Here is a 25,977-nt window from a genome sequence, read left to right as displayed (position 1 = left end):
GCAGCGAGTTAATAGGTCTCGCCGGACCAAGCAGAGAAATGGGCCGCGAAAGCCTTCAGATCATCGACCGCTATCTGGTGCGCGGCGGCGAACTCCATCTGCTGCTCGACCGGCACTTCTGCAAGGAAGGCACTGACCTGCCCAGGATACTGCTTCGCCAGATCTAGATCCGAAAGACAATGAGCCAGCGCCACCCCGTCGAGCTGTTCGCTGTAGGGCGCGTTAACTGTCGTCAGAACCAAGGCCAGATGCTCGCTCATAGTCATGCAAAATAGTCAATTCGTGGATGGGCACAAGCTGCGAGACTCGGGCACTGCAAATGGCTCGCGAGGCTCACAATCGTCCTTCCGTCGACCACAGTGACGCCTGAGCGGTCATGCGCGCGTAGACGGACGAGCTACAGAAGCGCGCGGGTCGAGCAGCATTCGGCCGGCTGCGAACTGACTTCGGAGCATGACTCCGGCACGTCCCGCCCTTACGAGCTGCCGCGCGCGACGGTTCCGCGTCGACCTCACCAAAGGCTCTGACGGTCCCCTCCTCGCGCTTGAAGCCGTAAGGTGTAAACGGCGGTTCCGCATTTCAGCTTACGACTTCAATTGAAATCGGGAAATAAAACCGACACCCGCAAATACCAACGCGGCCGCGATCGTTACCGAGTCAACCTGACCAAAGCGTCCGGGCTCTAAAAAGCACCCTCCCCTGCCGGCGCGGTTCGAGGCCTCGCCAGGCGCGCTCAGCAGGCTGGGGTGATCAACATCAGCGATGGAAAATAGGTGCGATAACGGCCGACGTCGCGGGTGAGCAGCGGCAGCTCACCGACCGCCGCGTGGGCGCCGATGAAGAAATCCGGCAGCACCCCGGTGCGCGATCCGCCCGATTTGCGATACTGGGTGAACACCTTTCCGGCCAGGAATAGCACCGGCCGCGGCATCGTCACGATCTCGAGGCCGGCCGCGTCAAGAAAGGCGTCGAGATCCTCGATCCGGCTGTACGGACCGAGAGCTCTGCATAGACGACGTCGTTGATCAGCAACGGTCCGCGCAGCCAGGCGGCCTCCAACTGTTCGATCGACCACTCCGCCCAGTCCTGATCGTCGGTGACGAGGTCGAGCAGAACGTTGGTGTCGACCAGCGTCACGCTTCGTCGCGCGTCAAGGTCATGATCGCCTCGGTGCTCAGCCCCTTGCCGGCATGGCCGCGCAGCTTGGCAAAGCGGCTCGCCGGCCGTTTTTCGTCCGCACGAACCAACACCACGCTGCCGTCGGCGGCGCGGCGAAAATCCACTTGGCTGCCCGGTGCGATGCCCAAGAGATCGCGCACGGGCTTGGGAATGGTCACTTGACCTTTTGCGGTTACGGTCGTTGTCATTGCAGCCTCGGTAAGGACACCTCGAAATATGGTATTACCTCCGCGCGATGGATTCAAGTATCGGGAGTTGCCCTGAGCCGTTAGCCGTGAGTCCGCAGATCCTTTGCCGCTGACCTTCGGAACTCGGCACCGCCGCGACCCTCTTGAGTTCATCTGGACTGGGGCCAACAGCCTCGGAAAAGGCCCGTCGCTCGCCTTCGATTGAAGCGAGAAGGCAAAAACCATCGTCTGACTTTTCAGCTTAGGGCTTTAATTGAAATCGGGAAGTGAAAGCCACAGTCACCGAGGATGATGTGAGGCCAAAGAACACTATCGATAATGACCTCTTATCGGTGACTTGACCAAGCCTTGACCAACCGACGGAATCGACGCTATGGTCGCGCAAACTTTGTCGTGCAAGGCTGCGCTCAGCGCGACGAGAGTGGCCGTGGCGGAACAAGGACGCCACAGCGTACAACGCCACACGAGGACGGAAAAATGACCATCACAGTGAAGGTCGGCGAGGCCAAGACCCATCTCTCCGAACTGCTGGCGAAAGTCGAGGCCGGCGAGGAAGTGATTATTTCGCGTGGCAACGATCCGATCGCAAAACTCTCCCGAATCCACAAGGATAACCGGCTGGACGCCTTGATCGACGAGGTTCGCGCCGCGCGCGCCAAGGCGAAGCCCGTGACCACTGAAGAGATCCTGGCCTGGCGTCACGAAGGGCATCGCTACTGATGATCTTGGTCCTCGACGCCTCCTTTGCCGCTGCCTGGCTCTTGCCGGAGCAGCACAGTGAGGCGGCCGAAACAACAATCGCGGGACTGAGAGGCCAATCTCCAGTCCCTTCCTTGTTCTGGCACGAGGCGCGCAGCATTGTCCTGACGGCCGAACGGCGCGGGCGGATCGTTCCCGGCGAATCGATCTCCGCAATGGCGCGACTTCGCCGGCTGCCGCTTGAGGATGCGGGCGCAGGGCGTGACGGCGCCATCATCGAGCTTGCCATCGCGCACGGTCTTAGCGCCTATGACGCCGCCTACCTTGCGCTGGCAATCGAAACCGCGTTGCCGCTGGCCACCCTCGATCGCAAGCTCGCAGTTGCCGCGCGCGGCCAGGGAATCCGAATTCTCGGACCGCTCGCGAATGGCAACTGACCGCGTCGGTCGGCCATCGGGCAATGGTGTTCGACGCGCCGAGGCGCTCGACTCGCATTGGATTCGGTGTTGCCCTTCGACCGCCGCGAACTTTTGACCGACGACGACGTCGCGATGCTGCGCCATCTGGCCCAGGAAGGCATCGGCAAAAACTCCCTCCGCGCGCTCGCCCGACCTCGGCTATCTCGACGCCTAGTCGCTGGCCGCCACCGGACAGCCTCTGCCTTGGCCGGCGCCGGAATCCCTGCTCCTCAAATTCGTCGCTCACTACGTTTGGGATTTTTCGAAACGCGAGGCCGACCCGGCGCAGGGCATGCCGGCTGACGTAGCGGCGTCGGTGGGTAGCCCAGGGCCTGTTACGGATGACAAAAAACCGCACGCGTCGTCCACCGTGCGCCGGCGGCTGTCGAGCTGGTCAATCTTGACCAAATGGGGCGGAACTTGTCGGAAAATTCAATGCGCCGGGCTGCAGAGCGCGATCAAGACCGCCGATATTCTGGCCGCCCCCCTGAAAACATGCGCCGGCAACCGTCTCGTCGACGTCAGGGATCGCGCGATTCTCATCAGCGCCTTCGCCTCCGGCGGCCGGCGTCGCAGCGAAATTTCTGCTCTTCGCGTCGAACAGCTGGTCGACGAAGACCCGGTTCCGGCCGATCCCAACGCTTCCGACGGCGATAAATTGCCATGCCTGTCGATACGGCTCGGCCGCAAAGAGACGACGCAAGCCGACAGCGACGCTTTCGTGCTGCTCGTCGGCCGGCCTGTGCTGGTTTTGAAGGACTGGCTGGCGCGCGCCGGGATCAGCGACGGCGCCGTGTTTGGCGGCCTCGACCGCTGGGGCAATCTCGAAGCGCGCCCTGACGCCGCAGGCCGTCAATCTGATCCTGAAGCGGCGCACCGCCGAGGCCGGGCTCGATCCGCAAGCCTTCTCCGCCCATGGCTTGCGCTCCGGTTATCTCACCTAAACCGCACGCCGCGCCATTCCGCTGCCCGAAGCCATCCAGCAGTCGCAGCATCGCTCCGTGCAGCAGGCCTCGAACTAGTACAATGACGCGGAACGCACACTCGGGCGGGCGGGCGGATAATCGCCTGAGTCGCAATTCGATCCGACCCTTGCGGCGTTAGCTCCAGGACAATTGGTTCCGAGGCAGCCGGCCTCCCGGATCGATCACCCTGACCTGGTGCGGGAGCACCTCGCCCCAGCTCCATAGCACGAGGTTCTGATCGGATGTGCCGGCACCTGGCGCGAAGCTGGGCACGAGAATGCCGAACTTGCCTTCAGCAACGAAGCGGTCATGGATGCTCCATGACGGCGGCCGTTTGCCATCGGCGAGAAAATCCATCCATGCACAAGCCATATCTTCGAACCGGATCCCGGCGTCGGCCTGGCCTTGCGCCGTCCTCAGATCGACAATGTCATCGCAATCGATCTCGTATGAGCAGAGCACGCAGGGATCAATGCGATGTGCAAAACCCTGATTGGCCTCCTTCACGGCCGTCATGACGTCGAGCGCCAGATAAAGCGTACGCACACCTTTCGGGTTGAATCTGGCACCCCGAATAGCCGCTCCGTCGCCTGAGATCGGCTGGAACGACCAACGCGGATCATGGGCGCGGTAGCAAATTCCGGCAAACCTCAAGCAAAGCCACCAACGGCGACGTGATCCAGGTAGTCGCGAACCGCGCTGGCCTTGCCTTCCTTAACCAGAGCTTCCGCCGTCCGTCCGCCGAAGGCCGGTATCGGCTGCGCCCGATACCAAGCCATCGCCTGCTCCTTGCCTCCAGCCCAGTCGGTCACCCTGCTGATGATCTCAAGCATTTCACGAAGGCGACCTTGCGTCTTTGCAGCACGGCTACGCTCAACCCTATAGAGGGTTTCCCGCGCAAGACCCGCCGTTTCGGCAAGCTGACCTTTGGACATACCGAATCCATCAGCAACCTGGGCGACAGCGATCTTCCCAGCCCGATCCATATAGGACAGCACCAACGGTTCGTTCTGAACTGGAGCTTTCAACGCTTGGGTCATTCCTGTCTCCCTTGCCATATTCAGAAACACATTTCTTGTGCATAAGATATGGCATTGCGCGACGGACTACAAGTCTCGGTTGGCGGATGAGACGTCGTTGAGGCCTCACCAGACGCATTCACACGTTCGTGTTCTGGCACATTCCTTGTGTGCACAAAAACCCACAAAAGGCCCCGAAACCGGCCAAATGCACGCACAACGTCCAGTTCTCCCGATCGGTCGCCCATTGGCGATGCCCGCGTCGACCGAGGATCGGGCGACCGACGCCCAAGTCGACGAGGTCAAGGTGGCTGGCTGCCGCCTCGTCCACCAGGAGCACGGCTCCGGCGCCTCGCCCTCCCGGCCGGTGCTGGCGAAGCTGATGCGCGAGATAGCCGCATACGGGACACATCGCTATGGCGATATAGCGCCCAGAATCTCCAGGGTCGCCGCCGGCGATAGCCTGCCAAGACGGTCACCCACGCTTGCCCTGGGCACCCGTAATGGAAACGATGGCGGGCGCTACCGTGACGAACAGGATATAATGCTCACCGGCAGCAATCTGGTTGAGGAAAGCCCCACCGTCATGAAGCCAATGAACGAAGAGCACCTCGCGGTCCTACGCAGGCACATGGTCGAGATGATTGCAATCCATACCGACCTTGCAAGCGAAGAACTCGGCAAGGCGGCGCTCGATGAGCGGGTGATGGCAGCGATGCGGCGAGTGCCGCGGCATCTCTTCGTGCCAGCCTCGGTTGCACCTTATGCCTACCAGGACATGCCGCTGCCGATCGGCTTCGATAAAACCGTCTCGCAGCCATTCATCGTCGCTCTCATGACCGATCTCCTTGCTCCCCAACCGCACGAGGCGGTGCTCGAGATCGGCACTGGCCTGGGCTATCAAACCGCAATCCTCGCGGAACTCGCCGGGCAGGTTTGGAGCGTAGAAATCATCGAGGAATTCGCAAGCCATGCCGAGGCTCTGCTGCAGGGCCTCGGCTTATCCAATGTCGGCATTCGTGTCGGAGACGGGTCGCGCGGCTGGCCCGAGCACGCCCCATACGACAAGATCCTGGTCTCCGTCGCGGCTGGGCGGGCGCCGCCGGCCTTGCTTGAGCAGCTCAAGCCGGGGGGACGCCTGGTTCTGCCTGTGGGACCTCAAGATGTGCAGTTGCTGACGGTCATCGACAAGGATTCGGCAGGGCAACTGAAGACTCGCAAACTCATCCCGGTTCGGTTCAGCCGGCTCGAAACGGTCTAATGAGGTGCGACAACTGGCGCGACCGCGCTTTTCCGACCGTCAATCAGATGCCAGCCTTCCGCGTTTCTTCGCCCTTGGTGAACGCGAAGAAACGGTAGAGTCGAGGTGTGGCGCAGTGGCGGTAGGTTGAACATATCTGTTTGCCGCCCCTTCGTCTGGCCCTGCCTTATTGATTCAACCTTGGCTCCGTTTCCACACCTCGCTCATCGAACCGGACCTGCAGATCTCCCGCATCCGGGTCTCGGACAAAAACTCACGCCTTCACCCACGACACGCCACGTCCAAGTCGGGTCAGACGTACGAGCCCGAAGTGCTCGTAAGATGCGAGTCTGGATGGGCCCCGCCCTTGCATCGTCTGGTCTTGTGTTTGGAACGCAGCCACCGGCGCAACCGCACTGCAGTGTAACTGTCGAGGGCCCGGTATGCCTTGCTGGTGGTTCCTACCGAGAACTAGTTCGCCCATCCGCGCAGCATCCGGTTTACCTTCGCTACCAACAATGTGGTCTCTTCCCATGTACCCTTTTCGGTCAGTCAGCGAGTGGATGTTCTCCACAGCGCGTCTGATGCTCTTCTTCGATGGCCGTTGCGCCAAGCGGGCCGCTGACGATCCTTTCCGGTCGATCTTTCAGAGAATAGGTGGAAGGGAATCTCGCCGTGTGATGGCGCTCTGGGCACTATAGCTCGGGCCAGAGTGACGCAGGCAAAAGCAGCACAATTCCAACGAATGCGACATTCCAGACGAGGGAACGAAACAGGGGAACCCCCGCTGCGTAGGGCGGGAGATAAACCAGCCTGACTGAGAAATAGAGACTAGCTCCCCATTCGCTGAGGCCGCTCTCACGACCGAGCGCATGGACAAGGAGGACTCCAGCCACGAACACGGGGAACGTCTCCAGGGCGGAAGCGGATTGGCAGCCAACCGCAGAGCTGGAGCCCGCTCCCGCCCCTATCCTCCCGCCGACGTTCCCGGCATCGGCATGTTCATTGTGCTTCCCAGCCGTAGTCAGCCGTAGGGGGAAATGGCAGCCGAATGAATGAATACGCCCCAACCAGCGCTACCCGAATCGACGCCGATTCGAATCTTTGCGCTCTTCATCTACGACCGCTCACAAGATTGTCAACAATCGGAAAAAGTTTTGTTGACAGGTGGTTGATTTGAGCCTTCACTCACAAAAGTCCGCGTATCGGTCGAGTTCTGTCGCAACAATGCGCGGCCTCCAAAGGGGAAAGAACAATGATCAACAGGCGTTCAATAATCACATCCGCGGCGCGCGGCGCCGTCTCCGCGCTGGCAATCATGGCCGGCGGCACAATCACGGTGCACGCCGCCAACAAGGAACTCAAGATCGGCTTTGTCGGCGTGACGAGTGGCGCGGCCGCTGCGTGGGGCACATCCAACGTCCGCTCGATGCAGACGCGCGCCGCCTGGATCAACGAAACCGGCGGTGTGAAGATTGGTGACGAGACCTACGACATTAAAATCGTCACCTTCGACGACCAGAAGGACCCGAAGCGGGCGATCGCCGGCATGGAGAAGATGGCCCAGGAGGGCATCCACTATGTCGTCGGTCCGAATGTCGACGACGGCGCGGCGGCGGTGCGTCCTGTGGCTGAATCCAAGGGCATCATCTATTTTCCCTACGCGTTCCCGAAGGAACTCTACAGCCCGCCGGCGTCCAACGCCGTGCTCGGCATGATCGCCAACTACCAGTCGGCTCCGGCGATCTACAAATATCTCATGGAAAACAGGGGCGTGAAGAAAGTTGCCTTTGTCGCCGCCAACGAATCCGATCCGCTGAGCCAGCGGGATGGCGGTGTTGCCGCGGCAAAGGCGCTCGGGCTCGAGGTTGTGGCTGCAACGGATGTCTACCAAAACGATACCCGCGATTTCACGCCGGTACTGACGCCGATCGTTTTGCAAAAACCGGACCTGCTGGTGCTTTCGGGTGTCGCGCCCGGCAATGCGCCGCTGCTGATCCGCGCCGCGCGCGAGCTCGGCTACGAAGGTCTGATCTCCACCGAAACGGCGCAGGATGCCAAGGTGCTGGAAGAGGGCGCGGGCGAGTTGGCCAACGGCTTCATCTCAGTCGGCGGCGCCTCGACGCCGGAAATCGCGTCCGACACGATGAAGGAATTCGTCGACCGCTATACGAAAATGTTTGGCGAATACAATGACGAGTCCAACACCAAGGTCTACGCCCTCGAATACATCATCGAGACGCTGAAGGCGAACCCGGCCGCGATCGACAAAGTCGAGGAGTTCAAGAAGACGATCGACACTTTCTCGGCGCCCAATCCCTATCTGAAGGACGATGCCAAGCTGACCTATGTCGGAATGACGTCATTCGGCCAGAAGCGCCAGCTTTCGGTCCCGATGGTAGTCACGGAATACCGCGACGGCAAGTTCGAGACGCTCTTCGTCGCTCAAGTCGATTGACGCAACCGCACTGAAGCGGATTGCCGCAGAGGCTCTGCATTCGTCTTGAGCCTCTGAATGGCCGGGGAACCATCCTGATGGAACAAGTCATCGCCAACGGGCTCTATCTTGGCGCGCAATACGCCTTGATCGCGCTCGGTCTGACCCTGATCTTCGCGCTGATGAACGTGCTTAACTTTGCCCATGGGCAGATGTACGTTCTCGGCGGCTTCATCACCTACACCGTCTATGGCCAGCTCGGCATGCCTTTCGTCGTCGCGCTCGTTGCGTCCGGGATCACGCTGCTGGTCATTGGAGCGCTGGTCGAGAAATTCCTTTTCAGAACGGTGATTAGGCGAAGCGTGCGGGAGGAAAGTACGATGCTTCTCGCGGCGGCGGTCGCATTCTTCCTCGACGCCGTGATCCTCCTCCTGTTCGGTGAAAAGCAGCGCGGCGTGCCGAAGATCGTCAACGGCGTCTTCGTCTCCGACAGCCTCATAATGCCTTACGACCGGCTGCTGGTCGGCGCTCTCGCCATACTGTTCATCGCATCCTTCGTGCTTTTCATGCAGTATAGCAAGCCGGGACGCGCCATGCGGGCGCTGGCGCAGGACCGGGTCGCGGCGCAGCTTATGGGCGTCGAGGTCGACCGCTATTCGATGATCGGCTTTGCGCTTGGCGCCATGCTTGCCGGCATAGTCGGCGGGCTGCTGGTCGCCATCACCGGCGTCAATTCGGGCATCGGCGGACCGATCTCGATCAAGGCGTTCTTGATGGTGATGATCGGTGGGGCCGGCGTCGTCAGCGGAGCAATCGCCGGCGGCTTCATCCTCGGCATGATGGAATCGGTCGGCCTGACAGTGCTACGCCAGTATGGCGACGTTACCTATCTCGTCATCTTCGCCGCGCTGATGGTCTTCCTCAGCATCCGCCCGAACGGGCTCATGGGCAAGCCGTGGGGGTGATGGACATGAAGCGTACACGCAACATCCTCGCCGTCGCTGTCTTCCTGCTGGTCGTACTCATCGGCGTGCCCTGGCTGATCGAGGCGACCGGTCGGCTCGACCTCTACTATACGCTGACCTCGGTCGCGCTGCTCAGTATCGCCAGCGCCGGCGTATGGGTGACCTTCTACATCGGCCGCATCAATATCGGCCAGGGTGCCTTCGCGCTTATGGGCGGCTATGTTTCGGCCATCCTTGTCGTCCAGTATGGTGTGTCGTTCTGGCTGACACTGCCGCTGGCCGGGCTGTTCTGCGCCGCTGCAAGCGTGCTGATCGGACTGCCCATCCTCAGGCTCCGCGGCGTCTATTTCGCCATGGTCACGCTGGTTTTGACCGAAGTAGCGCGGCTGCTGGCGCTGGCGCTGCCGATCACCAACGGCGCCAAGGGCATGGTGAGCATTCCGCTCCCCGGCGGCATTTCGATCGTCGGCCTGACCATCCTTCCCGATTTCGCGACGCTCGCCAATCCACGCCCGGCGTTCTATCTCGTCTCGGTGGTGCTGATGGTGCTGTGCTTTGCCGGGCTTTACCGCCTGGTCCATTCGCGCATCGGCAAGCTCTGCCAGTCGCTGCAGCAGAACGAGGAACTGGCCTCCTCGATCGGCGTCAACATCGCCTATCTGCGCGTCATCGCCTACGCCATCTCCTCGTTCCTCGGCGGTCTCGGCGGCGCGATGTTCGTCGCCATCTCGCAGTCGATCTATCCGTCCAGCTTCACCGTCACCGACTCGGTGAATTTCATGCTGAACTGCTTCCTCGGCGGGCTCAGCTACGTCTTCGGGCCGATGATCGGCACCTTCGTGCTCTATTTCGGCTGGGATTTCCTGTTCGAGACCGGCGAGTTCCAGTTGCTGATCTTCTCGTCGGTGCTGATCGCGCTGATGCTGTTCCTTCCCAACGGCCTGCTCAGCCTGCGGCTGTTCGGCAAGAAGCAGGGCTAGGACCATGACCGAGCTTCTCCAGATCAAGGCAGTGACCAAACGCTTCGGCGGGCTGGTCGCGGTTAACAATGTTTCCTTCGCCGTCCGGGAACGCGAAATCCTCTCCGTGATCGGTCCCAACGGCGCCGGCAAATCGACGCTGTTCAAGCTGATTTCCTCTTTCATCAGTCCGACCTCGGGCGAGGTGCTGTTTCGCGGACAGCGGATTTCAGGTCTGGCGCCGCATATCGTCGCCCGGAAGGGCGTCGTCCGCACATTCCAGGAGACGACGATCTTCAAGGGCATGACCGTGCGCGACAACGTCATCATCGCACATCACCTGCGTTCCAATGCCACCCTTGCCGGCTTCTATCTCGGCACGACTACAGCGCGGCGCGACGAGGATGAATTCGGGCGATCCGCCGACGAGATCATCGACTTCCTCGATCTCGGCGCGCAACGGCATGAGATCGCCAGCACGCTGCCGCACGGCCATCTGCGCGCGCTGGGGATTGCCATCGGCCTCGCCACCAACCCGACCGTGCTCCTGCTCGACGAACCCTTTGCCGGCATGAATCACGACGAAACCGCGCGTACGGTGGAGATGGTGCGCGGCGTCCGCAAACGCGGCGTGACCGTGCTGCTCGTCGAGCACGACATGCCAGCCGTGATGAACATTTCCGACCGAATCGTCGTCCTGAACTTCGGTGTGAAAATCGCCGAGGGAACGCCGAAGGAAATCCAGGAGAACGAAAAGGTCATCGAGGCCTACCTCGGCGCCGAAGATGAGACGATCGGATTTTAGCCATGAGCGAACTGCTGAAAGTCTCCGACGTCGAACTCTACTACGACCATGTCTATGCACTGAAGGGTGTGTCGCTCAACGTCAACGAGGGCGAGACGGTAGCGCTCATCGGCGCGAACGGTGCGGGCAAATCGTCAGTCCTGCGCGCCATCACCGGCCTGAAAAAGGTCCGCAGCGGCGAGATCCATTTCCAGGGCCGTCGCATCGACAAAACGCGGCCGGATGAGCTGGTCAGGATGGGCATCGCCATGGTGCCGGAGGGGCGGCGCGTCTTTTCCTATATGACCGTGCGCGACAATCTAATGATGGGCGCATTCACCCGCACCGACAAGGCCGACATCGCAAGGACGCTGGACATGGTGCTCGGGCGTTTTCCGCGCCTGAAGGAACGCTATTCGCAGATGGCGGGCACGATGAGCGGCGGCGAACAGCAGATGCTGGTGATCGGGCGGGCGCTGATGGCCAAACCGAAGCTTCTGCTGCTCGATGAACCCTCGCTCGGCGTCGCGCCGAAGCTCGTGCAGGACATCGCCCGCTCGATCGTCGCAATCAACCGCGACGAAAAGGTCAGCGTGCTGCTGGTCGAGCAGAATTCGCGCATGGCGCTGCGCATCTCGCAGCGCGCCTACGCACTGACGACCGGAAAGATCGCGCTGGCCGGACATTCGGCTGAGCTGCTTGGCGACGACCGGGTCAAGAAACTCTATCTCGGCGGCGAAATATGAAGGCGCAAATGGACATACTCGTCGTCAATCCCAACACCACCGCGTCCATGACCGAGAAGATCGGCAAGGCGGCACGCGGCGCGGCTTCGGCCGGCACCAGGATCATCGCGGCCAATCCGAAGGATGGGCCGCCGAGCATAGAAGGCTATTTCGACGAGGTCTTCGCCATCCCGGGAATGATCGGCGAGATCCAAAAACATCCGGCGGCGAGCGCCTGCGTCATCGCCTGCTTCGACGACACCGGCCTAGACGCGGCGCGCTGCGTCGGCGAGATGCCGGTGGTCGGCATCGGCGAAGCGGCGTTTCACATGGCGAGCCTGATTGCCGGCAAGTTCAGCGTGGTGACGACGCTGTCGCGTTCGGTGCCGGCGATCGAGCACAATCTGGTGCGCTACGGCCTCGCCAGCCGCTGCGCCAGGGTGCGGGCAAGCGACGTTCCCGTTCTGGAGCTCGAAGTGCCCGGCTCCAACGCCCGCCATCGAATTTCTGAGGAGATCGAGTGCGCCATCCGCGACGACCGGGCCGAAGCGATTGTGCTGGGATGCGCCGGCATGGCCGACCTCGCCGCCGCGCTCAGCCGCGAACATAGCCTTCCCGTGCTCGACGGCGTCGCCTGCGCAGTAAAACTCTGCGAGAGCCTCGTCGGCCTTGGCCTGTCGACCTCAAAGCGCGGCGGCTACCAGGTTCCACTCGAAAAATCCTTCGCCGGAATCTTTTCGCCCTTTTCGCCCTCCGGCCGTGTATCCTGATGCGTGCAAAATTGTTGACATTCCCACACAGGATGTTCGATGTCCGGCCGGAAACGCGGTGTTCGCGCCGCTATGCGATCCGGTCGCCGGGACAATGAGACGATGGACCTGCTTGGGCCAAAGCCACGGGATGGCGACAAGCCGACGATGCGCTGGTTTCCGGTCTATGCCGGCCTGCGCGACGCCATCGTCAGCCACCGCCTCGCACCGGGCACAAAACTACCCGAGGACGAACTCGCCTCGATCTATTCGGTGAGCCGCGCGGTGATACGCGCGGCGCTGCAGGCGCTGTCGCATGACCGCTTGGCTCGGCTCGAGCCGAACCGCGGCGCGTTCGTCGCCCAGCCGACCAAGCAGGAAGCGCGCGAGGTGTTCGAAGCGCGGGCGCTGATCGAGCCCAAGGTCGCGGCGCTTGCCGCCGAACTGGCAAAGCCGGCCGAGATCGCGCAACTGCGGCTTCATCTCGAAAAAGAGCACGAGGCCCTGCATGCCGGCCGCGACAGCGACGCCATCATGCTGTCGGCAAAATTCCATGTCGGCATCGCCGAAATCGCCGGCCATTCGATCCTAACCGGCTTCGTCAAAGACCTGCTGTCGCGGTCGTCGCTGATCATCGCGCTCTACTGGCGCCGCCGCGACACCACCTGCGAAAGCCAGGCCCATCACGCCCTTGTCGATGCCATCGAAAAACACGACGCAAAAGACGCGTCCGACCTGATGCGAAGCCATCTCGTCGACCTGCTGTCGGGCCTTGATCTGACGCTTGGCGAGAAGAAGCCCGAGAGCCTGTCGGACATCTTGCGCTGATCTGCGCTGTCAAACCTTTCGCGGGAGTTCGCCTATGTCCGCGCCATGCTGGGCGTGATTGAAGGCATAGCTTCGGTCCATGACTACTACTGCTTCTTCGTTCCTGCCGTCATAATGGTAGCGCTCGTAGAGTCCCGCGGCGCTGCCCTCCGGCTGCCACTGCTCCTGCTGGGCCATAGAGTCAAATCAGTCCCTCCCGCACAACGAGCCGGTCGGGCAACGCGCCCGATCAGAGCTTGAAGCAATCATAAAGCGGGTGTTGGTCGCTCAAGCCGACCCGGTGAAACGCGATGCGCTCGAGCGGGACATCTGCGCAATGGCAGCAGTTCGTGGTGGACGGCTCCATGTCGCTTCAGGTGGGCATGATAACGGCGACAGCGCGGAAATAGACATGTGAGGTGAAAGAAGCGCTTTGGCAACGTGCGAGTCGAGGTCAGCTGGGCAAGCATCCAGCGGGACGACATTGCGAAGGACAATATGTGCCGATCCGGACTTTGTCTCTCTTTCTTAGGCGTCAGGAAATGGCGCAACCTCCTGGTTCAGGAACCGGAACATCTGGTACAGTCGAGGTGTGGCGCGGTGGCGGTAGGTTGAACATATCTGTTTGCCGCCCGTTTCGTCCGGCGGTGCCTTACTGGTCCTCCTGAATCGATCAAAGGCCACGGAACGCTACGGTCGTGCGATCCTTCTTTGGCCCTCACACCCTGACCTGATCACCCCCCCCAGCCGCCTCCCCCGCCTCCGCTCCCGCCGCTCCCGCCCGAAGGAGGAATGATGACAGGCGCAGGAACAGGCTCCTCTTCAACCGGTATAATCACTTTCTTGGCGGCCCTGGGTTTGGGAGCGGGCTTGACGACCTTTGGCGGAGGAACCCTGCGAACGACCTTCGGCGGGGGCGTGCCGACCAGCGCCGTCGGTTCAAATTTGGGTGTCAGAGAATTGCAGCCCATGAGGCCCGCCAGGACGCCGGATAGCGTTGTTCCGATGATTGCTCGCTTCAATGCCCTTTCCACCATTGCCTCCTCCTTGATCAAAACAAGTCCCGACGCGGATTGGCTTCTTCCCAGACTCGTCTGGCCGCGCGAACCAGTTGAGTGTCGAGTGAACCGGACCCGGGGATCTTCGATTTCAGTTCCTGGCGCAGCTGCTTCAACGCCGCCGTTTTCGGCTTCGATCCGAATTTTGCCAGCGTCCTTTGGGCGTCCGGCAGTTCCTTGCGCAGGTCGAGCGCAGCCGCAAACGCGAGGAAACGCACTGCAACGGCCTGATCCGCCTTGTCGCCCTTTTGCAATTCGAGGGCCGCGCGATCGAAAGCTGCGAACTGATCGCCCCGCGCGATCCCAATTTCGAACAATCTTTGCGCTTCCGCTAGGTTCCGTTCCACGTCGACACCGTCCCGATACATGCGTGCGAGGCTGCCCGGAGCGTAGGGCTGGCCGAGATCGATTGCCTTCTGAAAAAGCGCCAGCGCCTCTTTCGGATCCTTCTCCACGCCCTGCCCAGACAAGTAATTGCGGCCGAGCAGGTTCATCGAATACATATCCTGCCGCTGGACGCCGGCCTGCAGAAACGCAACGGCGCGGGCCGGATCGGCGGTCACGCCGTTGCGGCCCTCGGTGAAGATTGCGGCAAGATCGTTCATTGCATAGGTGTGCCCCATCGCCGCTGCCTTGAGCAGCAGGTCCAAACCCTTGCTGGTATCAGGTTTGACGCCATACCCATTGAACAAGGCGCGACCCCACGACGTCATGCCATAGGGATCCCCCTTGTCCGACGCCGCCGCATAAAGCGCGTTGGCCTGTGCGCGGTCGACGGCCATTCCGGTTCCCGTCGCATACATGTAGCCGAGCTCGAACACGGCACGGACGTGTCCCTTCTTTGCGGCTTCCTCGATGGCTGTCCTGCCCTCGTCGACCTTGCCTGCCGCAAGGAGCGCGCGCCCCAGTTCATAGCGGAAGCGCGGAACGGCGGGATAAGCCTTCACGGCGGCCTCGCAAAGCTCTACCGCGCTGGTGCCTATTTCGTTCGGCAGCAAGCCGGGGACGACGCCTTGCAGGTCGAGAGGTTCGCCGGCAGCCGTATCGCACGGATCGACTGTCGGCGACAGTTTCATTGTGGCGGGCTTGGATGATCTGCTGTCCGCCCGGATTTCGAAGCCAACCTCGACCGTGGCTTCGGCGCCGATCTGGGGTTCGTAGCGCAGCCGGTCGACTTCACCGGACCTCAGGCTCGAGTCGGGCGCCAGGGTTCGATCCGGCAGCGAGAGCGTTCCCGTTGCCGGATAACCCGAAACTTTCAGGCTGACGGCGGGATCATCGGTCGGGAAGTCAAGGTTCAGCGCAACCGGACCGACACCCACGGGAACATTGAAATTTCGGTTTTCGAGCGCCTCGGCCGCACCGGTGATATGAATGCCGCGCTCCAGCACGTTCTGCTTCTGCTCGGCTTCGAGCGAGGCCATGATCTCTTCGCCTTGCGCGCCTTCGCCGCTCTTGACCCGAAATACCACGATGCCTTGGGTTTGGCCTCCCCAGTCGTCATGCGTGGCATAGGCAAGCATATCCACCTCTTCCTGCGTAGCGACACCCTTGGGAACATCCATCTGCAAATGGGGCAGGTCCTTGCCTTGGATCGGCACGCCCACCTCGACAGGCTTGCCGTCCAGCATCAGGCGCCCCAAGGCAGGCGGTCTTTCGATGCTCAATGTGATCGTGCCGCCGTCGACGTCGATCGGTTCGGGCAGGCCCAAGCCGACGGGTCCCACTCCCGACAGCACGACCTTCTCCAGCACCGGCGGCAGCGAGGGGCGATTGCTGCGGCGCATTAGCACGACCTCGTCGATCAGCGACGAGTTCTCCCAGGGAACTTGGAGGCCGTTTGTGGCTTCCACCACATCGCGGCGCACCGCCGCCATTACGGTGCGGATCTCCTGGTTCGGGGCCAGCGCGCGACGGGAAAACGCTGCCGAAAACGGACTGAGTTCGCCGGCGCCGTCATAAGCCGCCGCCCCGGGTTCGGTGGCAAACGCAATCAGGGTGTTCAGCGAGCTCCTCACCTGTGCGAGCCCGGCGTTGCCGGCAGTAATGAGCTGGTCCCTCAGCCAGTAATTCTTGCGTGGGAACGGATTGTTGCGGCAGGCATCGAGGATGATCACCTGGATCTTCGATTTCGAACGCAACTGTTCCAGCACATCGTTGAGCTTGACGGCCTGGACTTCGATGTCTGCCGCCTGCTTCAAGGAGGCATCGACCGGAATCAGGAAGTTTTCGCCGCCGATCTGGAAGCCGTGACCGGAATAGTAGACGACGGCTAGGTCGGCGCCGTCGACTGCGGCCAGATAGTTGCGAAACTGCTCCTCGAACTGCAGCTTGGTCAGATCGCTTGCGACGAAGACCTCAAAACCGGCCAGTCGAAACGTTTTCGATACGTCCTCGGCATCCCTGGCCGGGTTTTTGAGTGCCGGGAATTGTCGGTACTCCGAGTTGCCGATGACAAAGGCGACCCTTCGGTCGGCGCTAGCCTCAAAGGTCGTGAAGCTCGCGAGGAGGAAGGCTGCGATGATTCCGCAAAGTCGGAGCATGGCAATTCCCTTGAACGCTATTGCCTCGCCCACAAGAACACAGCATGTGGTAGCAAGGTCCGTCAGAGAGCATGCAATCTGCCGAGACAGAAAGAGAGAAAAGCCGTCGCGACAGCGGGCATATTCCTCACTTGATCGAATGCTAAATTACATCAGGGACCGAGTGTCTGCAACGTCTGTCACACCTCCAGGCGTGCTCTTCCGATCCCTGGCGCTCTGCTCGGTCGGCCACGCGCGACTTACGAGCCTGCCAGTTCAAGCACAGCGACGGATCAAATCCGGGTCACGAACAGTTCACGGCGACACAGAGCTGGACCCGCGCCCGCGCCAAACCATATCTCGGCTAGTACAGTCGACCGGATTGAGCACTACGGCGGCCGTCGTAAGCAAACTCGTTCCCGTTGCCCAGCGAAGCGGCATTTTGACGATTGTCCCGGCAGCTAGAATTGAAAAGCCCGGCGGTTCTGCGCGGTTCGTGCACCATCGAGCCGAGGCAAGATTGTTGGGTCCGAGTGTATGGCGGAGGGGGAGGAACTCGTATCCAACCTTCTCCGGTCCGGAAGACCTCACCAGACAATCGCGTTCATATACGCGGAACGGATCGCCGGAACAGCGATCGGTACGAGCCAGGTTGTTTAGCTGCGGCAGGCGGGCCCAAATCACGCCATGCTGTGGTCGCGTGACAAGAAGGGTACGCGTGGAACAATGGCTTCTCTAGAAAACGCCGCCAATCCCAATTCCGCCATTGATATCGGGAGGAGCAGCTGCGGGAGGCGAGGATTGCGGCTGCGGGTTTCTGGGATTTTTTCGGCTGGGAGCACCCTTTTTCCGCACGGGCGCAACATCTGAGGCGACACTTGCTCGCCTGGGCCTCTGCGGTACGGTCACAGGGTCTTTGCAGACGCGGCCGGAGTGCAAAAAGAGCTCCCCCAGAAGTTCAACGGTCGGCTCGGTGGCCGACGTTATTCGCTTGGTGTTCTTGTAATACGTGCTGAGAGCATGGAGCGAGCCCTTGCCCCAATCTCCGTCGACGGTCATTCGATAACAACCTAGGCGGCGCAATTCTGTCTGGACACTGCGTACGAGCTCGGCTTGTTTTTCAGGCTTCGTTGCACCAGCCTGCGTGCCAACGATCAAAGTTTCGAGACCGGAGATCACACTTTTCCGGGCCCCTTCGAGGCTGGCAATCTCCGTACCAACCGCATCGGCTGACGCGCCGGATGGCGCCGAAGCCTCCAGCGATCGTAAAGTCTGTCCCACGATAATCACCGCAGTCTGCAAGTCGTTGGAAGCAAGTTCTACCTGGAGTCTTTGCTTCGCGACAGGATCCGACAGGATGCGCGACAAGCTGGCGCTCAACTGAGCCGGGTCGAGCACTTGCTGCTCGGTGAAGTAAAACTGCTCGCGAAGGTTGGACTGATCCCACGGGACCTGACGACCGACAGTGAGTGCTTCAGTCTCGTTGCGCACGCGGATCATCATGTCCGAAATGCTGAGCCCTGGGATCTCGACATTCTTCAAAAGGGCTGTGGTGAACGGGCTGTTGTCTCCCGAGCCGTCCGCCGTGATGTTGCCTGGCTGGGTTGCAAAGGCAACAAACGTGTTTTCGCCCACTTCGACCTGCGCAAGCCCATCCATTACACTTGGGCCTTTGCCCATCGGGTTGTTTCGGCACGCGTCGAGGAAAATGAAGGTCTGCCGTTCCCGACTTGAGAATCGTGCGATCAGGTCGTTGAGCTTGATTGCTTTCGCAGTCAGTTCCCCGATGGTTTCAGGATCGGGCGTGTCGACCGGCAGCAGGTAATTCTCGCCCTGAAGCTGCACGCCATGCCCGGCGTAGAAAATCAGCACCGCGCTGGCGCCCACAAGCTTGCCATCGGCCTGGCGAAAGAGCTTGCCGAAACCGGCAAGGGAGAGATCCACTCCCAGCAGCACATCAAAATTCAGCCTTCCCAGGCTTTCGGAAAGCCTTGTGGCGTCGTTCACCGCATTGGGCAAGTGTGGGAGACGAACACTTTGGTAATCGGAGTTGCCGATGACAATGGCGAGCCGCTTGCTTGACTGTGGCGTTGGTTCATCTTCGACCGCCGCTTGAGCGCGTACCGATCCAACCAGTGTCACCAGCAGAACCATTATGATGCGCAGGAAGGGACTGTGGGTCATGTAATAGGCTCGTTTCAGCATGCGACAATCTCAGAGTCGTCGAAGTGTCGAACCGGCTCACGCTACTCTTGCGCGTGAAACTTATGTCTCGGAGTGCAGCGGTTTTTTTACACCAGAAATCACCTCAAAGAAAGCGCAAGGGTGGTGCTAGCCCGCTTTCTTGACGCAGTGATCATCCGACAAAGTAGCGCTGGCGCGTGCAATCGACAGATCCGGTCGGCAAGCTCCGCCGCAGGTTCTAGCAAGCAGAAATCGAGCAATGTACAAAACCCATATCCCGAGCGGCGAGAACCTGCTACACTCTTGCCAGCGCCGGTGCAATATGTTGCACCCACGCTGCCACAGCCAGATATTGCATTGAGAATCTTCTGCGTATCGCATCCCTTATTACATTAGCTTTGTAGTTAAGAGGGGAAAGGACAATGAAGGAAAGCTTCGCTCGGCGCTTATGCGCAGCGGGCATATTCTCGTTTGCCGCTGCATTGATCTTACCGCCTTCTCAGGCAAGCGCCTGCATTATCGACAGTGAGGGCATCTTTCTGGACACGAACTGCTATCTTGGAGGTGCGACCAACAGCGTAATTGTCGACACGTCTTTGGGGGCGCTTGGTGATGTAGTTGACAGCGTAGTCGAAGCGGACGTCGGCCTCGCGAACGGGGTTCCGCTCGCTCAGTCGACGCCGTTCGGTGTTTTCGCTTCCGGTCAGTTGGCTCGCACGGAACATGACGGCTTCTCGATTTCGAATAGCTTGGGCGTCCTTGATGGGCCGAGCTTCCGCGTAGATGAATTCTCCGCTGCCATCAGCGTCGACTTCAATGCCGCAAAGCGTTTTGGATTCGGCAGCGAGCATGGGCTGAACCTCGGCCTGTTCGCCGGGTATGCCTCGGCCAAAGTCGATTCCGACGCATTCGGGTTCATCGGGGAGGGTGAAGCAACCAACAGAAGTGGGATGTTCGGCGGCTACGGGCTCATTCGACGCGGCACAAGTTATGCGCTCGTGGCAGCATCTGCGTTCCTTGGGAACACCGACATCGAAAGGGCGGCACGCACTTTCGGCAGCTACGACACACAGGGCTATGCACTGACAGGCTCAATTGGTCGCATCTTCAACCTGACCGATCGGGTGCGACTCGACATCCGCGGCGGATTGTTGGGCGTCATCTTTACCGGCGATGGATACACAGACAGCTTTGACACTGTCTATGGAAAGAGCCGGTTGTCGTTTGGCGCAGTCAAATTCGAACCTGGAGTCTACGCTGATTTTCTGCTCGGCAATGGCATGGTGATCAGCCCCTATGCGCGATTGGATATCCAGGAGCGCTTCGGCTATTCCAACACGGCAAGCGCCGACGGTAGAGAGAGTGACTTTGATGACGCGGACTTTTCGGCTGCACTGTCGTCCGGCTTCAACCTGAAAATGTCTCAATCGATAATGCTCAGCAGCGAAATTCGCGGTAAGTGGTCTCAAGACAGTTCAACCGTCAGCGGCAAGCTGGGTGTGAAGATCGCCTTTTGAATTCGGGATAGGGATCCCGGTAATTGGGCTGACCAGCAAAAGAGCTGATCATCGCCACTGCGTATCAGCTATTCTGCGGCGGGATGCTTTTTATGCGGCTGGGTCAATAGCGCGGGCGATGACCCGGGAGCGGGTCCAGCAGGGTGGCTAAGCGCGGATGGTGGCCTTGCCGCTGGCGATGAAATGCAGGTTGGCGAATCCTCGTCATCGCGTTGGTCGCTCCGCTCGGTCGTGCGCGCGAAACCCACGAGCCAAGCAGCCCAGCCACAACGACGGATCAAACCGGGGTCGCGCCGAGGCAGTGCTGCTTTTCCAAGGCGCCATAGGGTCGCCAGTATCCCGGCCTTGTGTGCCGAGCGGTCGCTCCGAACCCCTTAGCGGCACCCCATTTCTCAGCCCGCACCCGCGCACTGGCCCCGTTAACGGAATTCGGTCGGGGGGTATGGAGGCCGAGCTCCTACATCTTCGAAAGGAAGCGAGCGCCTTTGCTTTCTTTCAGGCTGCCGACGCCAGAGGCAATCCTCTAGTCGAGATTATCTTGGCGACAAATGCGCCTGGTCCCGGCTTTGGAGGGAGGCCGATGTGAAACGGTTCATGGGCGGTACAAGGGCTCGATCCGCGGCCGACCCCGCCACACATCTTGATCTGCCAGTACAGTCGGTCCGTGGATGACCGGGTTCAGCGCTGGGGGCATGCGTCGTAGGGGACTCAAACGAGCTCTCTCGATTCAGCAGTTCATCGAGGCCTCGTTAGCCGCACTTTCCGCGCACCCCTGTGCGCCGCCAGCAATCTCGCGTAGACATGCCTGCCCGCATCCGCGCTGTGACGTGAGAACCTCATGCGAATCCTGTTGCCTGTCTTCTTCCTCTGCCTGACCAGCCTGTCGCCCGCCAAGGCCGCGGCGGGCGATTGCGGCGATGCCGCCGCGCTGGTGCAGCAGGCCTATCCCAAGGCCCGAAAGAGCGCCGACGGCACCTCGTTCACGCTTGAACCCCATACCAGCATCGCCTCGACGCTCCCGGAGAGCGATGCGCCATTCGGCCTGGCCTGCAAGATCTGGCCGGCTCATGACGACCTGCTTTTGGTCGCGGTACCGCTGATTGACAGCGCTAACGGCGACGACCTGCATGTCGGCGATATCGAGCTTCTGGTCGTCGACAGGAATACGCTGCGTGTGCGCCAGCGCCTGCTCCAGCCTGGACTGATGACCGATGATGCCATCGCGATCCGTAAGGTGGAATTCGACACCGGCCGCTATGCAATGGCCCCTGAGGTCACCGCCTTCGGCCTGCGCATCGAAATGGCAAACCATTCTCAGGCCAATCCCTTCACTGAAACCGACCTGCGGCTCTATGCCCTCGCCGGCGGTGCGCTGCGCGTGGTGCTCGACGGTCTCGTGGTGGCCGGCACTGGCGGCGAAGGCGATGCCAGTTGCGCCGGATCCTTCCATTCCAGCCAGGTCAGGCTGACGATGAGCCCGGCGCGCCACCACGGCTATCATGACATCATTGCGGTCGAGCGGACGGATACCGACAATCCCTCCCCCGACCAGAATGGCGAATGCCAGTCCCATCCTGGCAAGCCTGTGAAGCGGACCTACCGGATGCGCTATGACGGCAGCCGCTATGCGGTTCCCGCGGCACTCAAGGTGATGGGGTTGTGACGCGGCCGCACACGTCCCTGCCTTGGTTCGTCAATGTGATCAATTCCAGTTGAAAGGGTATCGACCATTAATTCTCTCGTGGTAGGAGGCGCTCAAGGGGGCTCTTCCCAAAGGAGCTGATAATTTGTGGTGGTCAAGATTCAAAAGGGGTTTTGCCGGAACGTGGGACGACAGACTTGACGGACTATTCTCCGCAAAGGTCGACTACGCCGGAAAATCCATTCTCGATGTTGGCTGCAATATGGGTGTTGTCGCCTATGAGATATCCAAGCTGAAACCCAGCTCGATCCACGGGATCGACATCGCCAAGCCGCACATCGAGACTGCAAAAATGTTATTGAGCGGCTCCCCGGTACATGCCCGGTTCGATCGCCTGAATCTCGGCAGCCGGCGCCTCGGCAATATCCTTCTACCGAAATACGATATCGTCCTGCTGCTGGCCGTCTATCAGCACATGCAGCGCAACATCGGCCCAGGCAAGGCGCGAAGGGTGCTTTCCAATATTGTGAGGCGCACCTCAAACGTCGTTGCCCGCGTTCCGCCTGGAACGGATGGCGAATTCATCGAAACGCTTTCTGACGAGGGGTTCCAGGTGAAGAGCACTCACACATCGCCTCTTGGTAGTCATGTGCTCGTGCTTGAGAAACCTGCCTTCGGAAATCCGCAGCCATGATGACACATTGCTTGCGGTAATCTGCCTCTTCAACATCCCATGTGCCAGCAGCGGGCGCAGACCCGCTGCCTGCCTGCAACTCGGCCCGGGCAACGCCGATTCGCCGGCAGAAAGCATTTGCGGATGGACTTCGCGCCAATGCCGTTGACATTGAGGGCCGCGGCTGCGGTGTTCTCTGCCACTGCCTTAACAGTTGGATGCGCCCGTTGGCGTAGACGAATTTGGCCGTACGGCGAGAGCACTGGCCGTCCCGCCTGCGGTCAGCGCGCCGCCGGTGTCGAAATTCAGCCATGTGCGCTATCAGCTCGCAGGCGCCCGTCCCGCGCTCTGGCTCAGGGCGCCGGGCGAGTGAACAGGGTTCGGAATAGCTCCTCAGCACGCCGCAGTCCTTCATCTGTCAGAACCACTGACTTCGCCTTGTTTGCCGGATTCGCGATCAGCCCCTTCTCGTGCAAGCGATCCAGAGCATTCCAATCCAAACCCTTCCAGGCGCGCCTCTCTTCATGCAGCGTCAGCCAAAGCAGGCCCAGAACGGCGTCGTCGATCTTGTCGGTGTCGATCTCCATGCAAGCAGTCTGACACGCGAAACCGCCTATGCCACGAGCCACACCGGATGGTTACTCCAGCCACAAGGGTTCGGCTGAAAATAAGTGCTTCACTCAGGCGTCGCGTACGCGACAGCGTCATTTGCGCGGGCGACGAGCCGGGATGGCATCGGAGTTCAATCATGGTGGCTAAGCGACTGTGGCAGCCTTGCCGCTGGCAACGAAATGCGAATTGGCGAAATCCTCGTCGTCGCTCTGGTTGCGCTTACCGCAGGCGAGCGGCGCACCATTCAGGTGCGCGTCATGCTGCCAGCAGCGCGCGTCACCCCGCCGCGGTGTCCCATTCCATAGTGCGACCGACGCGCGGATACGTTTTGCGGGACACTTTCTTCTCCGACGCGCTCTCCGAGCGCAGAAGTCCCAACCTTGCCAGAGGTGAATTCTTGACCGCTGAGCAGTTATCGCGGAGCGGATTCCGGGCCACAACCGACTTTGCGACATCCCTTCACTGATTCACTGTCCGTCTAGCGCCAGAATGCGAAATCCGCTGTGAGGGTCGGGGCTTCGCAACAACCGCTCAAGGTCGTTCCGACATTGCAGGGCTGACGTGTTTTCATCGAGCCAAGACTGACTCTGGTACCGTGCCGGGAATGAGCTATAGTTCAGATACTAATGACGGCCGGGCGCTTGCACAATGGCTGGACTGGGTGAACAGATTGCGCGCCAGCAGCGCACCATGGGACCGCTCCTCGTGGCGGCAGTGGTCATCGGCCTTATCGGTCTGCCGGTCGCAGCCTGGCTCGACCTCCGAGACCTGTCGGAACGGATGCTGCGCAGGCAAGCCAGCGAAATCAGCCGCATCATCGACGAAATGCGCGGATTTTACGGCAGCGACGTCGTGGGACGCGTGCTGCAAGCTAACGGCGCCGTGACTGCGACGCACAACTACCGGGACGTGCCAGGTGCGATCCCTATTCCAGCAACCCTCTCGATCGAACTCGGCAAGCGCATCAGCGCTCATGACGGCTCGGTCAAATATCGGTTCGTCTCGGATCTGCCCTTCAAAGGTCGCGCGCCCCACCAGCTCGATGCGTTCGAGCGGAATGCAATCTTGGCTTTGCGCGCCAACCCGAAGGAGCCGATCATCGAGGTCTCGGGTTCACTGTTTGACCGGCAGGTCCGCGCCGCGGCCCCTGTTGTAATGGGACAAGTCTGCGTGACCTGCCATAACTCACACCCGGACAGCCCCAAGACGGACTGGAAGGTAGGGGATGTCCGAGGGATCCAGGAGATATCAGTCAATCAGCCTATCGCTGCGAACGTGCTGACCTTCAAGTATCTGCTTCTATATTTCGGCTTCGCAGCGGCGGCGGGCCTGACGTTCATTCTCCTGCAGCGTCGGCAGTCCACGTTGGTTCAGGGCATCAACAAGGAGCTTTCCGAGGCAAACGACTTCCTGGCCGCGATTTCATTGAAGATCGCCAAATACCTTTCGCCTCAAATTTACAAAAGCATCTTCAGCGGCCAGAAGGACGTCACCATCGCAACCGAGCGCAAGAAGCTCACGATCTTTTTCTCCGACGTCAAGGATTTCACCGCGATCGTGGAACGGCTCCAGCCCGAGGACCTGACGCTTCTCCTCAACGAGTACTTCACCGAGATGTCGACGATCGCGCTCAAACACGGCGCCACCGTCGACAAGTTCATCGGCGACGCGCTTCTTGTGTTCTTCGGAGACCCCGAGACGCAAGGCATCGAGGAAGACGCGAGAGCCTGCTTGCGCATGGCTGTCGACATGCAGCGTCGGGTGGAGCAGTTAAACAGGGTGTGGCGTGACCGCGGAGTTGAACGGCCCTTCCGAGCTCGCATGGGCATCAACACGGGCTATTGCAATGTTGGGAACTTCGGTTCCGATGATCGGATGGACTACACCATCATCGGAGCCGAAGCGAACTTGGCGGCCCGTCTGCAGTCGATTGCCGAGCCCGGCGGCATCTGCCTCAGCTATGAGACTTACGCGCTCGTGCGCGACCTTGTCCGGGCGCGTCCATTAGCACCGATTGCCATGAAGGGGATCAGCCGGGAGGTTGTCCCCTACGAAGTCGAGGGCCTTCTGGGTGAACTCGCCCAGCGCCCTCAGGTCATCAGCGAGCACGCGACTGGCCTCGACTTGTTCCTCGATGTTGAGGCAATCGACGAGAACGGGGTGGAGCGGGCGAAGAAACGGCTTTCGGAGGCGCTCCTGGCCTTAACCGTCCGAAGCAAGCCCGCCGCATTTTAGGTTCTTGAACGTGATCCAATCTGGCAGCCAAGTAAAGTCCGGTTCAACACCGTTCAGCCGCGCCGGGTCCCGGCCAGGAGTTCGCGCGCATCATGCTCGTTGATCATCAGCGCCGTCAGGGCCGAGGCGTCGATGAACATCAGTCATTCTCGTACAGGCTGTCGCGAAACGCCTTGTCGGCGGGCCTGCCGTGATCAGGCTTGCCCCGGGCTCGCAGATCACGGCAGAACCTGAGGCCGATCTCTACGAGGGACGGTCTAGAGCGTCGGACGTTCAGTTTGAATCGCGAGGGATTCCAGTGAGGCGTGGTTCATGATTCACTTCCTGTAGGAGGTGATTTGCCATGCCCAAGCCCTATTC

The 25,977-nt window shown here is 60.6% G+C and carries 22 protein-coding genes and 4 pseudogenes; 15 read left to right on the top strand and 11 right to left on the bottom strand.

From position 1 onward, the window contains the following. Nucleotides 1–8: 8 nt before the first annotated feature. The 3 genes and pseudogenes from NKI59_RS30775 to NKI59_RS30765 form a co-directional block, all read right to left on the bottom strand. Nucleotides 9–260: a hypothetical protein gene (locus NKI59_RS30775; protein WP_352708389.1), complete on the bottom strand. Its 252-nt coding sequence runs from the start codon at nt 258–260 to the stop codon at nt 9–11. 473 nt (nt 261–733) lie between these two features. Beyond that, nucleotides 734–1,137, bottom strand: a pseudogene (locus NKI59_RS30770) (type II toxin-antitoxin system VapC family toxin). Next, nucleotides 1,134–1,367 carry an AbrB/MazE/SpoVT family DNA-binding domain-containing protein gene (locus NKI59_RS30765; protein ID WP_352592898.1) on the bottom strand — a complete coding sequence of 78 codons (234 nt, stop codon included), beginning with the start codon at nt 1,365–1,367 and terminating at the stop codon, nt 1,134–1,136. Before NKI59_RS30765 ends, NKI59_RS30770 begins: the two are co-directional and overlap by 4 nt. A gap of 477 nt (nt 1,368–1,844) precedes the next feature. Between NKI59_RS30765 and NKI59_RS30760 the strand changes: the two genes are divergently transcribed. The 3 genes and pseudogenes from NKI59_RS30760 to NKI59_RS30750 all read left to right on the top strand — a co-directional run bounded on the left by NKI59_RS30760 (nt 1,845) and on the right by NKI59_RS30750 (nt 3,546). Then, nucleotides 1,845–2,087, top strand: coding sequence for a type II toxin-antitoxin system Phd/YefM family antitoxin (locus NKI59_RS30760; protein ID WP_352592901.1), 243 nt, complete (start codon nt 1,845–1,847; stop codon nt 2,085–2,087). Beyond that, on the top strand, nt 2,084–2,503 hold the full coding sequence (locus NKI59_RS30755; protein WP_502896993.1) for a type II toxin-antitoxin system VapC family toxin: 420 nt from the start codon (nt 2,084–2,086) through the stop codon (nt 2,501–2,503). Before NKI59_RS30760 ends, NKI59_RS30755 begins: the two co-directional genes overlap by 4 nt. Beyond that, nucleotides 2,493–3,546: pseudogene (locus NKI59_RS30750) on the top strand (site-specific integrase). The gene NKI59_RS30755 and the pseudogene NKI59_RS30750 overlap by 11 nt, the downstream one beginning before the upstream one ends. A gap of 78 nt (nt 3,547–3,624) precedes the next feature. On the opposite strand, the gene NKI59_RS30745 reads toward NKI59_RS30750, so the two are convergent. Together NKI59_RS30745 and NKI59_RS30740 are read right to left on the bottom strand one after the other, a co-directional pair. Beyond that, nucleotides 3,625–4,143, bottom strand: coding sequence for an RES family NAD+ phosphorylase (locus NKI59_RS30745; protein WP_352592907.1), 519 nt, complete (start codon nt 4,141–4,143; stop codon nt 3,625–3,627). Further along, complete coding sequence (locus tag NKI59_RS30740) at nt 4,140–4,529, bottom strand: antitoxin Xre/MbcA/ParS toxin-binding domain-containing protein (RefSeq protein ID WP_352708388.1); 390 nt, start codon at nt 4,527–4,529, stop codon at nt 4,140–4,142. Before NKI59_RS30740 ends, NKI59_RS30745 begins: the two co-directional genes overlap by 4 nt. Before the next feature lie 565 nt (nt 4,530–5,094). Here NKI59_RS30740 and NKI59_RS30735 point away from each other — a divergent pair. Next, on the top strand, nt 5,095–5,769 hold the full coding sequence (locus tag NKI59_RS30735) for a protein-L-isoaspartate(D-aspartate) O-methyltransferase (RefSeq protein WP_352592975.1): 675 nt from the start codon (nt 5,095–5,097) through the stop codon (nt 5,767–5,769). Nucleotides 5,770–6,060: 291 nt separating this feature from the next. Here the strand turns inward: NKI59_RS30735 and NKI59_RS30730 are convergent. Beyond that, nucleotides 6,061–6,207, bottom strand: a pseudogene (locus NKI59_RS30730) (hypothetical protein); the annotation flags it as partial. Between the two features lie 236 nt (nt 6,208–6,443). Further along, entirely contained in the window at nt 6,444–6,818 is a 375-nt protein-coding gene (locus NKI59_RS30725; protein WP_352592912.1) for an MAPEG family protein, read from the bottom strand. 185 nt (nt 6,819–7,003) lie between these two features. On the opposite strand from NKI59_RS30725, the gene NKI59_RS30720 reads away from it, so the two are divergent. The 7 genes from NKI59_RS30720 to NKI59_RS30690 all read left to right on the top strand — a co-directional run bounded on the left by NKI59_RS30720 (nt 7,004) and on the right by NKI59_RS30690 (nt 13,195). Then, nucleotides 7,004–8,206 (top strand): ABC transporter substrate-binding protein, encoded by a 1,203-nt coding sequence (locus tag NKI59_RS30720; RefSeq protein ID WP_352708386.1) that lies wholly within the window; start codon nt 7,004–7,006, stop codon nt 8,204–8,206. A 77-nt stretch (nt 8,207–8,283) separates the two neighbouring features. Then, the gene (locus NKI59_RS30715; protein ID WP_352478406.1) at nt 8,284–9,150 is read left to right on the top strand and encodes a branched-chain amino acid ABC transporter permease; all 867 of its coding nucleotides are present in this window, start codon (nt 8,284–8,286) and stop codon (nt 9,148–9,150) included. Nucleotides 9,151–9,155: 5 nt separating this feature from the next. Beyond that, nucleotides 9,156–10,130: a branched-chain amino acid ABC transporter permease gene (locus NKI59_RS30710; RefSeq protein ID WP_352708385.1), complete on the top strand. Its 975-nt coding sequence runs from the start codon at nt 9,156–9,158 to the stop codon at nt 10,128–10,130. Nucleotides 10,131–10,134: 4 nt separating this feature from the next. Further along, entirely contained in the window at nt 10,135–10,914 is a 780-nt protein-coding gene (locus NKI59_RS30705) for an ABC transporter ATP-binding protein (RefSeq protein WP_352708383.1), read from the top strand. 2 nt (nt 10,915–10,916) lie between these two features. Beyond that, nucleotides 10,917–11,639, top strand: a complete 723-nt coding sequence (locus tag NKI59_RS30700; RefSeq protein ID WP_352592925.1) for an ABC transporter ATP-binding protein — start codon at nt 10,917–10,919, stop codon at nt 11,637–11,639. A gap of 8 nt (nt 11,640–11,647) precedes the next feature. Beyond that, entirely contained in the window at nt 11,648–12,388 is a 741-nt protein-coding gene (locus tag NKI59_RS30695) for an aspartate/glutamate racemase family protein (RefSeq protein ID WP_352708382.1), read from the top strand. Between the two features lie 102 nt (nt 12,389–12,490). Then, the gene (locus tag NKI59_RS30690) at nt 12,491–13,195 is read left to right on the top strand and encodes a GntR family transcriptional regulator (RefSeq protein WP_352592978.1); all 705 of its coding nucleotides are present in this window, start codon (nt 12,491–12,493) and stop codon (nt 13,193–13,195) included. A gap of 1,030 nt (nt 13,196–14,225) precedes the next feature. On the opposite strand, the gene NKI59_RS30685 is transcribed toward NKI59_RS30690, so the two are convergent. Together NKI59_RS30685 and NKI59_RS30680 are read right to left on the bottom strand one after the other, a co-directional pair. Further along, the gene (locus NKI59_RS30685; protein ID WP_352708380.1) at nt 14,226–16,775 is read right to left on the bottom strand and encodes a caspase family protein; all 2,550 of its coding nucleotides are present in this window, start codon (nt 16,773–16,775) and stop codon (nt 14,226–14,228) included. 714 nt (nt 16,776–17,489) lie between these two features. Further along, nucleotides 17,490–18,959, bottom strand: coding sequence for a caspase family protein (locus NKI59_RS30680; protein ID WP_352708378.1), 1,470 nt, complete (start codon nt 18,957–18,959; stop codon nt 17,490–17,492). Nucleotides 18,960–19,360: 401 nt separating this feature from the next. Between NKI59_RS30680 and NKI59_RS30675 the strand changes: the two genes are divergently transcribed. The 3 genes from NKI59_RS30675 to NKI59_RS30665 all read left to right on the top strand — a co-directional run bounded on the left by NKI59_RS30675 (nt 19,361) and on the right by NKI59_RS30665 (nt 22,791). Then, complete coding sequence (locus NKI59_RS30675) at nt 19,361–20,455, top strand: autotransporter domain-containing protein (RefSeq protein ID WP_352708376.1); 1,095 nt, start codon at nt 19,361–19,363, stop codon at nt 20,453–20,455. Nucleotides 20,456–21,293: 838 nt separating this feature from the next. After that, nucleotides 21,294–22,118, top strand: coding sequence for a PA3715 family protein (locus NKI59_RS30670; RefSeq protein WP_352624033.1), 825 nt, complete (start codon nt 21,294–21,296; stop codon nt 22,116–22,118). 124 nt (nt 22,119–22,242) lie between these two features. Beyond that, nucleotides 22,243–22,791, top strand: coding sequence for a class I SAM-dependent methyltransferase (locus NKI59_RS30665; protein WP_156948240.1), 549 nt, complete (start codon nt 22,243–22,245; stop codon nt 22,789–22,791). A gap of 332 nt (nt 22,792–23,123) precedes the next feature. On the opposite strand, the gene NKI59_RS30660 is transcribed toward NKI59_RS30665, so the two are convergent. After that, nucleotides 23,124–23,357 carry a DUF6429 family protein gene (locus tag NKI59_RS30660; RefSeq protein ID WP_352592943.1) on the bottom strand — a complete coding sequence of 78 codons (234 nt, stop codon included), beginning with the start codon at nt 23,355–23,357 and terminating at the stop codon, nt 23,124–23,126. Nucleotides 23,358–23,525: 168 nt separating this feature from the next. After that, nucleotides 23,526–23,706, bottom strand: a pseudogene (locus NKI59_RS30655) (3'(2'),5'-bisphosphate nucleotidase CysQ); the annotation flags it as partial. A gap of 324 nt (nt 23,707–24,030) precedes the next feature. Between NKI59_RS30655 and NKI59_RS30650 the strand changes: the two are divergent. After that, nucleotides 24,031–25,617 (top strand): adenylate/guanylate cyclase domain-containing protein, encoded by a 1,587-nt coding sequence (locus NKI59_RS30650; RefSeq protein WP_352624032.1) that lies wholly within the window; start codon nt 24,031–24,033, stop codon nt 25,615–25,617. Nucleotides 25,618–25,977: the final 360 nt, after the last annotated feature.

Origin of the sequence: Mesorhizobium sp. M0598, from assembly GCF_040320865.1 — a bacterium.
GTDB lineage: Bacteria > Pseudomonadota > Alphaproteobacteria > Rhizobiales > Rhizobiaceae > Mesorhizobium.
This window is presented reverse-complemented; position numbering and strand designations above follow the sequence as displayed.

Bases quoted from the DNA above. Each gene is read 5' to 3' on its own strand.
- NKI59_RS30775 (WP_352708389.1), bottom strand. From the start codon at position 260: ATGAGCGAGCATCTGGCCTTGGTTCTGACGACAGTTAACGCGCCCTAC.
- NKI59_RS30765 (WP_352592898.1), bottom strand. From the start codon at position 1,367: ATGACAACGACCGTAACCGCAAAAGGTCAAGTGACCATTCCCAAGCCC.
- NKI59_RS30760 (WP_352592901.1), top strand. From the start codon at position 1,845: ATGACCATCACAGTGAAGGTCGGCGAGGCCAAGACCCATCTCTCCGAA.
- NKI59_RS30740 (WP_352708388.1), bottom strand. From the start codon at position 4,529: ATGACCCAAGCGTTGAAAGCTCCAGTTCAGAACGAACCGTTGGTGCTG.
- NKI59_RS30735 (WP_352592975.1), top strand. From the start codon at position 5,095: ATGAAGCCAATGAACGAAGAGCACCTCGCGGTCCTACGCAGGCACATG.
- NKI59_RS30720 (WP_352708386.1), top strand. From the start codon at position 7,004: ATGATCAACAGGCGTTCAATAATCACATCCGCGGCGCGCGGCGCCGTC.
- NKI59_RS30715 (WP_352478406.1), top strand. From the start codon at position 8,284: ATGGAACAAGTCATCGCCAACGGGCTCTATCTTGGCGCGCAATACGCC.
- NKI59_RS30710 (WP_352708385.1), top strand. From the start codon at position 9,156: ATGAAGCGTACACGCAACATCCTCGCCGTCGCTGTCTTCCTGCTGGTC.
- NKI59_RS30705 (WP_352708383.1), top strand. From the start codon at position 10,135: ATGACCGAGCTTCTCCAGATCAAGGCAGTGACCAAACGCTTCGGCGGG.
- NKI59_RS30700 (WP_352592925.1), top strand. From the start codon at position 10,917: ATGAGCGAACTGCTGAAAGTCTCCGACGTCGAACTCTACTACGACCAT.
- NKI59_RS30695 (WP_352708382.1), top strand. From the start codon at position 11,648: ATGGACATACTCGTCGTCAATCCCAACACCACCGCGTCCATGACCGAG.
- NKI59_RS30690 (WP_352592978.1), top strand. From the start codon at position 12,491: ATGGACCTGCTTGGGCCAAAGCCACGGGATGGCGACAAGCCGACGATG.
- NKI59_RS30685 (WP_352708380.1), bottom strand. From the start codon at position 16,775: ATGCTCCGACTTTGCGGAATCATCGCAGCCTTCCTCCTCGCGAGCTTC.
- NKI59_RS30680 (WP_352708378.1), bottom strand. From the start codon at position 18,959: ATGCTGAAACGAGCCTATTACATGACCCACAGTCCCTTCCTGCGCATC.
- NKI59_RS30675 (WP_352708376.1), top strand. From the start codon at position 19,361: ATGAAGGAAAGCTTCGCTCGGCGCTTATGCGCAGCGGGCATATTCTCG.
- NKI59_RS30670 (WP_352624033.1), top strand. From the start codon at position 21,294: ATGCGAATCCTGTTGCCTGTCTTCTTCCTCTGCCTGACCAGCCTGTCG.
- NKI59_RS30660 (WP_352592943.1), bottom strand. From the start codon at position 23,357: ATGGAGATCGACACCGACAAGATCGACGACGCCGTTCTGGGCCTGCTT.
- NKI59_RS30650 (WP_352624032.1), top strand. From the start codon at position 24,031: ATGGCTGGACTGGGTGAACAGATTGCGCGCCAGCAGCGCACCATGGGA.